1 protein-coding gene (only partly in view) is annotated in these 12,100 nt (G+C 48.8%); it reads left to right on the top strand.

The genetic code is table 11. The annotated features are described in order from the left end of the window. Positions 1–218: 218 nt before the first annotated feature. On the top strand, positions 219–12,100 hold part of the coding region annotated (locus tag FXV75_RS16240) for an LEPR-XLL domain-containing protein (protein ID WP_148835493.1) (this coding region is incomplete at its 3' end). Its footprint extends 34,852 nt past the window's final position; 11,882 of 46,734 annotated nt are visible.

The following is a 12,100-nucleotide window of genomic DNA, read 5'->3' as shown; positions in this document are numbered from 1 at the left end:
AGAAACTGCAAAAAAAATATTTATTTGACTAATTGTACAGCTATAATGAAATTATATTTTAATTCACTATTGATTTTTTTCCATGAAGGCAAGTCTCTACAGTGACACTGGATTTATTGCGTGTGCAATGTGGTGTTACGACTCGGCTACGCTCTGAAAAACGCAGTGTTAGTCTAAGGTATTTGTCTTAAAGCGGTTGAAATTAGGAAGGTCGTCTCATGTTCGCTAAGCCAAAGTTATTAGCCAAGTTTGTAAAAAATGCGTTTAAAGTAGAAGCGCTTGAATCACGTATCTTGTTATCAGGTGACCCCGTTTTTGGGGCGATGCAAGTGGCTAGTACAAGATTGTTAGAGCCCAATGCTCCTCTTGATGCTTTTGCTGAGCAATACACTTTGGCAAGCTTTCAAAAGCTCAATCAGGTCGCGTCTCAACAAGCGTCTATTTATGATCAACCAGAGGCGGACGCGGATTTTCAAGTAGGTGATACACCGTTTAATATGGCCAACATCACTACTGATCTTTATGTGAGTGGTGGCGATTTTACGATTGGGCAAAATGAAGTATTGGGCGGAAGTGGCACAGCGCATTTAAACGTCCTTAACTCCGGCGAACTGTCGCCTGGTTATTCGCCTGGCATGCAAAGCTATGACAGCTTAACGAATACCAACAGTTCCATGATTACGATCGAATTAGCTGGCTTGACGGCGGGCAGCGAGTACGACCAGATTAATGTGGCGAATAATCTTGTATTTGACGGCAAGATGTCGGTTGAATTGCTAAACGGTTATAAGCCTAATGTTGGCGATGAGTTTTCCATTTTTACTTATGGCTCCTACGCTGGGGCGTTTGATACGGTCGATGGGCTCGCGATTGCAGGCTCTGATTTATATTTTGATATTGAACAGACAGCCTCAGAGTTAAAATTAGTTACCAAAGCCATTGATACCGGTTCTACTTTTTTAAGTGAAATTCTGGGTTCTGAACAGCAAAATACTTACGGTGAATTGCTCAACATCGACTATTTTAACACCTCTGCTTCTTACAGTTTTAACGGCAATCTTTCTTTCTCTGGTTTTGACATTAGCGGTGATATTACCGTTGGCTACACCTCTAACTATTCTCTTCTTGATACCGCAAATACCCCTACTTTATTCGATGTTTGGAGCCTAAGTGTTTCTCAAGCGGATGCAAGCTTGGCATTAGACGATCTATTTACCCTTGATATCACTGATTTTGACTTGTCTTTAAATTACCTAACGACAAGCAGCATGAGTGATGATCGTAGTTGGTTTTATTTGGATGGAGCGGCGGTTTCTGCAACAACAGGTGCGTTAGACACTGTTAATCTCAAAGCCACAGATTTAACCTTTAACTACGCTCAGGCTGTCCATGACAGCAGTGATGACCTGCTTAACATGAGCGTAAACCCCATTGCCTTGGGCGATTTCACGCAACGCAGTAGTGCGCTAACGTCTTATTTTTCGATTGATGCGTCAGCGGAGTTATCCGTCGCGGGTCAAACCTTGTCTGCGGATCTGGGGTTGTCTTTAAACCCTACCACGCTCGATAGCATTCGTGTGGATGTCGAGAACGGTGCCATTGCGTTGGCGGCGGGCTCTAGTGAAGCAGGACTGGCCCTTAATGTGACGGACATTCATGGCGCGATGTTAATGGACAGTCGCGGGTTAGCGGGGGTGTTAAACGCCGGCGAAATCACTTTAACGCAACTTGACGGTTCCGCATTGCCAGGCATCACCATTAATAAGGTGAATGGCGTTAGTGTGGGCTTCAATACCATGGGCGAAGCGATCGAAGAAACGATTGGTGCCACTTACTTTGATTTTTCTGACGATAAGTTCCATGATTTCTTTGCGATTAATGCGAGTTTAGACCTTGGTTTGTCTGTAGGACCTGTCTCTTACAACTTAGCCGGTCAGTTTGGTTTTACCAAAACGTCGATGGAAATTGTCAGCGGAGAAGGCGCCCAAGACGTCTTGTTGATGTCTCTTACGCAAGGTGACACCTACTTAAAAGTGGGTGATGCACCAGGCGGTGCTATGGTGCGTCTGTCTGGTTTGCAGGGCGCAGGCTTGATTACCAACATAAGTGCAGAGTTTGGAGCGGTTGGTTCCTTCACGATTGGAACCGTGGCTTTAACCGAAGCCGATGGTGTGACGCCTCTGGTGGCCGGTCTTAGCATGTTGCCGTTAAATCTTCCGTTTGATTTTAACCTCTTTGATTTAGACCCAAGTCTTGATGTGTCATTGAACCTGCCTGATATTGATCTTTCTTTGGCAGCGTTCCCTTACATCGATTTGGGTAATTTGGGTATGCCCACTCTTAATTTGCCAGATTTAGACTTGGCTGCTATTTTGCCAAATGTTGACTTTGGTGACTTATCCTTGCCTGAGTTGGGCTTTGCTCTACCTTCATTAGGTTTGCCAGACATTAATATCCGTTTTCCGAGTGTGGATTTGAACTGGCCGTACTTGTCACTGGCTGATCTTAATTTAGCGTACCCTGATTTAGGGATTGATTTTCCGAGTTTAACTTTTCCGCAATTGATGTTTGCGTTTACGCGGTTGAATTTACCTGTTCTGAAGTTTGACTTTGATATTGAAGGGTTAAATGCCAACTGGGCCGATATGTCATGGCCTGATCTCGTTATTCATTTGGGTACGCTCGATTTGCCTTGGCCTAATGTCGCTTGGGCGGATTTTGATTTGGATGCCATTAAATTGGCTTTGCCAGATTTAGCCTTGCCGGATATCGATTTCTCGTGGGGCGATATGAAGCTGCCCGACTTGATGTTGGCCATTAAGATGCTGTCATTGCCAGGTATGTCGATCACCTTCCCTGATGTGTCGTTGTCTTGGCCTTCTTTTAATACGGCTTTCCCTGCCTGGCCAGAAATTGGTTTGCCTGATTGGACATTGCCTGACTTTATTTTTGCGTTAGACGGTCTGAATTTACCGGGCTTAAATGTATCCTTTCCAAATCTTACGTTACCTTGGCCAAATTTAACCTTGCCTAACGTTAGTGTCGCCTTTCCGGATCTGAACATAGATTGGCCCAATTTAACCTTGCCTGAGTTGATGTTTGCTCTGCCTAAGCTGGATCTAGTCGGTCTCGACTTTACGTTTGATTTACCTGGATTGGACGCTAACTGGCCAGACATGAGCTGGCCAGACCTTCAGTTACACATTGCGAGTCTCGACATAGATTGGCCCAATGTCACGCTACCTAATCTAGGTATGGCATTTCCGGAGTTGAATCTTGATTGGCCGACGATGTCGCTACCGGATTTGATGTTTGCATTACCCAAACTGAATTTGTCTGGTTTTGCCCTTGATTTTGATCTACCTGCGTTAGGGTTGAATTGGCCTAATGTATCTTTGTCGGGGTTGTCAGCACAATTCCCCGATTTGGACATTGATTGGGCAAACTTGTCATTGCCTGAGTTTGTGTTAGCCCTACCCAAGTTAGACTTGCCTAATCTTGATATCAGTGTGTTTGACATTAACTTACCCGACTTTGCTTTCCCTGAAATCAGTGCGGGTTCGTTTGATTTAGACTTTGACTTAGCCAATTTTGGGTTCTCTATTTACGGCGATGTTGGCTTTAGTATTGCCGATATGTTTGAGTTCAGCGGCGAAATGGGCTTCTCTAAACTCAATGATGAGATCATCATTTTGGGCGAAGATGTGTTGGCACTTTTCGGTGTAGGAGATTTTAAAGCTGGCGTGACCAATGGTGATTTAGCGCTGTTAATCAAAAGCGACTCAACCGTGGCCTTAGACGTTGCTGGTAACCTTACTTTGGAAGGCGCTGGATTCTTAACCGATACCTTGTGGGCCGATTCGGCACGTTTTCAATACAACACCAGCTTAACTGACTATAGCGGTGATGACGCCAGAACCTTAACGGTTGGCGCGCTCAGCAGAGAGCTTACGATGGCCGCAGGGGCGGTAGGTTCGCCGTTCATGTCATTGAGCGTGTTTGGTTTTAGCGCTCAAATTGAAGGGGGCGTTGGCTTATCGGGTGATGTGAACTTCACTCGTCAAATGATGGACAGCACGCAAGTCATTATGATGACAGGCTCGAATGTGACCGCTTATTTGGGCACAGACGATATCAGCGCTCGTGTGACCAATGCCGATTTGGCGATGGCGATTTTTGAAATAAACGCGACCACGACAACGTATGCTTTGTACGCTTTAGGCGATGCAGCGTTGGTGGGCATTACTGACGTGGTGTTAAGTGGTACGTTTGAGCTGTACTACAACCGTACTGGCCTGCAAACCATTGATTTTGGTGGCCTGATTGGCGAGATAGATTACGGTACGACGGCGGACTTTACGTCATTACGCGCGGCGAATCTTAATGTCAATGTGGCCAACTTCTTTGTGGTAACGGGCGGCTTTGCCGTTGAAAGCACAACGTCTGCGGTTACTTTGTCTGATGGTCAAGTCGTTGACGTAGATTTGCTCACGCTTGGCACGTCAAATGTATCGGCCTTTGCTGGGTTAAATGGCAACACGGCAGACGCACTAGGGTTTAACTTAACCGGTGCTGACATGGCGCTGGCGTTAATGACCGACACCAACAACAGTGGACGTCAGTGGATGGCGCTTCAATCGAGCGTCACCAGTGCGGCTTTTATCGGCGTTGATGGACTAACGGTGTCAGCAAGCAGTCTTAATGTTGCCATCAACCGCAATTTGAGTACGCAAGGTGAGCCAGTGGCTCAGCCTGATTTAATATTGGACACCATACTGACTCTTAATACCGACATGACAACGGGTGAGTTGGTGTTCGACTACATGGCGCAGCAAGCCCTGGTCGTTATTGCGTCGAATCGCAGCAGCGGCGTTATTCGTAACGACATCAAAAATAAGTTAGAAGGTCTCTTAATTGCCGCGGGTGTCAGCGATGTAAAAGGCAATGTGCGTGTTTCTGGTGAATTAGACACCGGCTTTACCATCACTTTTGGTGGTGACTTATCCGGTGTCGATTATTCTGGTTTGTTGGTCAGTCATCGCTTGCCAGAGGTCGTTACGACCGTATCTGAGCAAACTGAAGGAACAGCCGCCTACGAAAACGTCACCTTTACGCCCGTATCGCAAAACGCACAATATCACCTTGAGTTAGGCGCCACCGACGGTGTATTGACGCTGAGCTATGGATCGAACAAGGTAACCCTAGCGTTAGACACGATCACAACCGACGCGGCTTTGATGAATGCTTTAACGACTAAGCTGGCTTCGTTAGACGGCATAGGAGCAGGCAACGTCAGTGTTTCCGGTACACGTGCCGAAGGCTTTGATATCGAATTTTCTGGTGCTTTACAGGGTAAATCCGTCTCGGGTTTGAGTGCCGCCTTAGTATTGCCAAGCTACACCACAAGCACACAAACCGCGACAGCGGGCGGCTTAATTGAAACCGGTGTGACGTCCACCGGCAGTAATGTGCGTGAAGTGCAAAAATTACAATTTTCTGGTTCAACCGGCAGTTTTAGAACGTACAGCTTGTCTGTGGCTGGTGAATCACTGGGCAGCTTAATCTTTACGCCTAGCAACATAAGTAACAACGCCCTTAAATTACAAGAAGCCTTTGATGAGACATTGGGGCAGGGGGCTGTGTATGTGTCATTTGATCAGAAATCAACCGCAAAAGACCCCGCTTACTTCCTTAGATTTGGTGGCCAATACGCCTTCCAAGACATTGCATTGATCACCGTAGAGTCAACCAAGGGTGTCAATGTGACGATCAGCACGACGACAGAAGGGTCGGCAAAAACCGTCACGTCAGTGACCGAAGCCGTCACGGAAGTGCAAAATGTACGTTTTTCTGACGCCGCCAAAGGCCGTTTGAGCTTATCTTTTGCTATCGATGGTCAGTCTTACACGACGGGCTTGGTGAGCTTTGACGCTACAGCGGCACAATTAGCAACAGCATTAACCACCGCACTAGGCAGTGACCATGCCGGTGCTGATATTCAAGTCGTTACCACCCGTGGTAACTGGCAAGTGAGTTTTGCTGGGACCTTAGCAGGCAAAGACATTGGTACGCTCAGTACAATCGTTGAACCTTTAGTTGGCCAAGCGGCTTTAGACATGACACAAGCCGGTTTGGTGCGTACCGAAAGCAGTACGTCAACCGCGCCTGCGGTCGCTGAAGTGCAGCAAATTCGCGTTCAATCTGACGCAGCAGGCCACTTTACACTTAGCCTATCTCACTCTGGCACAGAGTACACTACCACCGCATTGTCCTTAACGGACGTCACGTCGCGTGACATTAAAGCGGCATTAGAAGTCGCTTTGTCTGACGTAAGTGGTGTGGCCGTTGATGTGTTGGGCGCAGGCACGGGCGTTTGGAATGTGACCTTCGGCGGCAGCTTGAGCGGTATCGACCTTGCGCTGATGTCGATTGAATACGCGTACACCACCGTGAATACAGAGCTGGACATCGAGCAAAAAGGTGCCGTGGTGGCTCAAGCGGATCTTATCGCGGATGTGAACCCGAACCTTGTTGTAGATTTTGCGATCTCTGCTTTAAACGTAACCACCAGTATCGACTCCACTTACACCATTAATCTTGATGGGGCGCGTGGCGGTATGACCACGATTTCCGCCGACCTTACCTTGGATGTGTTTGGCTTTGTACAAGTTGCCGGTGGTTTCTATATAGACAAAGCCGTGAGCACGGTAAAAGACGCCGATGGCAATGACATCAACGTGGATCAGCTCATTGTGGCAGGCGGTGGAGTCAATGCGTTTGCTGGCGTCAATGGCGGTACCGATGCGCAAATAGGCTTACAGTTGACAGAAACAGACTTTGTACTGGGTTTGTTTTCTGAACGTGACGCAGAAGAAGACGCTCGTCAATGGACGGCTCTCCAAGCCAGCGCCAGCTCATTGAGCTTGGACGGTGTAGATGGACTCACATTAGCAGGCCGTGACTTACAGGTCTTAGTGAACCAAGCGGCGTCTGATGGCAGTGTCTTAGACTTTTCTGGTGACAACGCTGTAACCGCGACCCTTGTCCCAGGGGTGGAATACAACCTTGGTGTAGACGGTGCCTTGGGTGAAATAGTGCGCGCATCAGGTGCGGTAGAATTAGACGCCTATGGCTTTTTGCAAGCCAGTGGCGAAGTGGCTTTTGAGAAATCCAGTCAAACGGTTCAGTTAGGCGATGGCAGCCAGGTTAATGCAGACATGTTGTCCATTGGTGGTAATCGTTTATCGGCGTTTGTTGGTAACAATGGTGGCACTGACAGCCAATTAGGTTTGGCTGTGAGCGATTTGCAATTTGGTCTAGCGCTTTTGTCGGAACAAGTTGGGGCGGATGAAACGGCTCGTACTTGGACGGCACTGCAAGGCAACATGGGACAAATCGCTTTTGAGGGCGTCGAGGGTCTGACATTAAGCGCCGATACGCTCAGCTTAGAAATGAATCAAGCGTCTGCTGACGGCCAATTAGTGGATTTTTATGCACAAAACTTAGTGGTGTTAACAGGCCCAAGCGTCGATAACGAGCCTACCTCGTTGAGTTTGGCGATGGACGCCAGCCAAGGTGAATTATTGCGCGCGGCGGGTCATCTTGATATTGACCTGTTCGGATTTATGCAAGTGAATGGCAATTTTGCCATTGAGCAAAAAAATCAAGCGATCACCACGTTTAATGCCGATAAAAGCGCCAGTGACGTGGCAACACGCACGCTCACTATTGGGGCTAATGATGTCAGTGCTTTCGTCGGGGTCAATGGCGGGCTGACCAATGCGACCGGTTTTGAAGCAACAGGGGTGGAGTTTGCCTTAGCGTTGATGAGTGAAGCGGCCAGCGAGGAAGAAGGAGCGGACAACAGCAACCTTCGCAACTGGACCGCGTTACAAGCGAATATTTCCAGTGCCGGTTTTATTGGCGTGGATGGCTTAACCGTAATGACCCAAGCGCTGAATGTGAACATTAACCAAGCCGCCGCTGATGGTTCCGTTGTGGACTTTTCCGCAGGTAAGACCTCCTTGGTCGTGATGACAGGCCCAACCTCTGATCTAGCGTTGGATATGAGTGGTGCGCGTGGTGAATTGCTGCAAGTCTCTGGTCAAATGACGTTAGACTTGTTTGGTTTTATGCAAGTAGAGGGCGGTTTTGCGCTCGATAAAGGGCTGGGTAACGTTACCCTTGCGAACGGCGATGAAGTTGAAGTCAATCAACTCTTGCTAGGTGCCAGCGATGTGGACGCCTTCCTTGGTGTGAATGGCGGCACAGATTCGGCAATGGGTCTGCAAGCCTTAAATGTCGATATTGCTTTGGCGTTGATGACCGACGTTGACAACGAAACCCGTTCTTGGACCAGCTTACAAGGTACCGCCGCTTTTGCGGGCTTAGTCGGTGTAGAGGGGTTGACCGTAAGCGGAGAAACCCTAGCGATTGATATCAACCAAGCGGGTCGCTCTGGTGATGCGGTCGTGGACTACAGTGAGGGTAAAACCGATCTAAGTGTGCGCACTGGCGCAACAGACAGTATTCAATTGAACATGGCGGGCAACGCCGGTGAGCTATTACGCGCCAGCGGCATTGTGACCTTAAATGCCTTTGGCTTTTTACAAGCGCGTGGTGGTTTTGCCATAGAATCGCGTCGTCAAAGTTTCTATTTGAACGATGGTAATTATTCCGATGATCCTGCAGTAGCGCAAGCGCCGACAGAAATACAAGCCGACGTGTTAACGCTTGGTGCGTCTAATTTAGATGCCTTTGTTGGTATGAATGGTGGTACAGCAGACGCGATCGGTTTTGCGGTGACTGAGCTGGATCTGGGTCTGGCATTGATCAGTGAAATCAAGGCCGAAGGCGAGACCGGCGCAGCGCGTCAGTTTACCACGTTAGCCGCTACGGCGGGCGGTGTCGGCTTTGTGGGCCTAGACGCTTTTGCCGTAGGCGCTGAGGCATTGTCCATTGAAATTAACCGCGGTGTGGCCGGTGTTGGTGGCGCTGCGGATACCGTCATTGACTATTCTATTGAACAATTTGAAGTCTTGTCCGGTCCTGGAACCAATGTAACTTTAGACATTGATGGTGCTCGTGGTGAAACCACCCGCGCGTCAGGTGATATGTATCTTAACGTTTTAGACTTTGTATCGATCGAAGGCAGTCTGGCGTTTGAACAATCCAGCACTAACATTACGCTAGCGAACAACGATGTCGTAGCAGCCAATATGATGACCGTAGGCGGTCGTGATATTAATGCTTTTGTGGGTGTAAACGGCGAACGCGATGCTGATGGCGCATTATCAGATCAAGCGATTGGGTTTAGCTTAACCGATATGGAGTTTGGTCTGGCGTTAATGAGCGATAAGACAGACACCAGTCGTTCCTGGACTGCTTTAGAGGCATCAGCGGCCAGTTTGGGTTTCGTTGGGATCGATGGATTAACGGCTCAAGGCACAGACATTCAAGTGTCGATAAACCAAGCCAACAACAGCACAGACAAAGCCGCGGGCAATGTGGTGGACTTTTCTACTGGCGCCACAGACATGGCGATCGCAACCAGTTCAGACACCACCTTGGCGCTTAGCCTTGATGGTGATCGCGGTGAGTCCTTGTCAGCGGCCGCTAATATTGAGCTGGATATGTTCGGCTTCTTCATGGTGGAAGGGGGCTTTGCCCTAGAAAAATACACCGCCACTGATGCGATTGTTTTATCTGACGGTACAACATTGGCTAAAGCCGATGTGGTGACGTTGGGGGGCAGTGATATTAATGCTTTTGCGGGCATTAACGGTCAGTCAGAAGACCGTATTGGTTTGGCGCTTGGCTCTGCGAATTTCGGTTTTGCCATGATCTCCGATCAAGCGGATGCGTCACGCACCTTTACAAGCTTACAAGCCGATGCGGCCTTGGCCGGTTTGGTGGGTATTGACGGTATTACGGCTGAAGCGAAAAACTTACAAGTCAACCTCAACCAAGGCATCACGTTAGCCGCTGAGCCTGAGGTGATTACCAAAGTAAATACTGAAATGTCGTTAGACGTTCCACTGGATTTTGTGGGCGATTTGACCTTTACCCAAGAGGGCGAGCAGCAAATCGTTACCCTTGGTGGTGCCACCACGAACAGCGAGATTATTGCCAGCTTGTCTACTGCTCTTGAAGCGTTGGTCGGTGAGGGCAATGTGAGTGTGACCGGCAATCGTTACGACGGCTATGTGATCGAATTTATCGGTGCACTGGTTGGAACGTCCGTGACTGGCCTAAGCGTGAGCGCGACTGTCGCGGCGGCCACGGTCGATGTGAACACAGTGACAGACGCCTATGCTGGCTTGGATGAGGTGAAATTGCTCACCATCACCACCATTCGTCCTGAGCCAATTAAGATCGATCTGTCCGTCACTAATCTTCAGTCAGCCCAAGCTGGCATCAACGAAACTCAAGCTCTGACGGTCACAACGACCAATACAACACCGTCTTCTGCTACGGCATCGGTGAAGCAAGTGGTGGCGGGCCAGCCTGCTCAAGAAGGCAGCATTGGCATTATTTTTAAGCTGGAAAAAGTCATTAACGAGTACCAGCTATTCGTCGTCTCAGAACCAGCCACTAAGGTCAAAGCCGTTTATCGTGGTCATCGTGATCAAGATAAAACCATCAGCGAAATGCGTACTGCGTACGCGACTTTGCTTAAAACCAGCATCAATAATATTGAAGTATACCGAGATACAACCTACACCGGTAAAGGTCACAAATATGTGGTGAACTTTAAAAACATTGATTCAGTGCCCAAATCGGGCTTTTTGTTCTCCTCAGCGTCGAGCAAAGAAGTTAGTTACATGCAAACTGCAACGGCTGGAGAACCCATTAATGAGCAACAAAACATCACTTTGGCCTACACGGGCACGGGCGATTTTAGCTTAAGCTTAAAAGACAGTGGTACCACTTACACCACCACTGGCATTCTGTTTGGCGCAAATGCGGCCACCGTACAGTTTGCTTTAAACGCCGTATTGGGCGCCGACGCTACGACCGTAACCAAAAATGGCAATGACTACCTTGTGACCTTCCAAGGGGCGTATGCGGGCCGTGATCTGGCGAATTTGAACATCACAACCAACGCGAACCCTGCTCTGCCTGCGGGTCAATTTACCGTCAGCTTTGCTGGCCAAACCACGGCCGCTATTGCTTATTCCGCTGATGCCGCAACCCAAGCGAAACGCATTGAAAACGCCTTGTCAGCCTTGTCCACAGTCGGTGCTGGCAACATTAACGTTGCCGTAAACACAAGCCAAAGTACCGGCAGCCGTACCCAATTTGACATCGAGTTTACGGGCACTTTGTCTAAAAATAATGTGTCCAGTTTGACCCTGAACGCCACAGGCTTAGTAAATGCTTCCATCACGGCCAAAACGACACAAGCCGGTCAAGCCGCGGCTGGTTCAGCGCAGCATTTATTGGTTGATGCGCCGTCCAACGCGAACGGCACTTATCAGCTGCAACTGAGTCATGCAGGGCAAACGTACACGACGGCCGCCTTGGCATTCGATGCGACCGCGACACAAATCAAAGCCGCATTACAGAGTGTACTGGGCAGTACCGGTGAAGTGAACGTGACTCGTAACGGTCTTGTCTTTGAGGTGGAATTTGGTGGCGCCCTTACGGGACAGAACCTTGAAACCTTAGAGATCATTAACCTTAATGTGATCGAAGACACTACCGCAGGTAGTTTCCAAATCTCAATGGCGGGTGTTTATTCAGATGACATAGCCTACACCGCGGATCGTGCTGTTATGGCGCAACGCATCGACGCTGCGCTGGAAGCCATGAGCAACGTGGGTGCGAACAATGTGTCCGTGGTCTACAACGCAGATCTGAGCACCGACAGCGATGCAGCGTTTGAATTACGCTATACCGACGCCATGGGTAACCTCGATGTGGCCAATATCACCAGCCATTTTGCCGCTCTGTCTCTTGCTACGGTAAAACCGTACAGTGATCAGCAGGGGCGTGAACAAGTGGCCGAAGTTCAGCAAGTTGCCATCACATCCGCCGACAAAGCTCAGCGTTTTACTCTGAGCTTCACCCATGAGGGTGAGACTTACACAACCGCCAT

Origin of the sequence: Marinomonas sp. IMCC 4694, assembly GCF_008122525.1 — a bacterium.
Taxonomy (GTDB): domain Bacteria; phylum Pseudomonadota; class Gammaproteobacteria; order Pseudomonadales; family Marinomonadaceae; genus Marinomonas.
The sequence above is the reverse complement of the archived record's forward strand: the minus strand, read 5'-3'. Positions and strand labels throughout refer to the sequence as shown.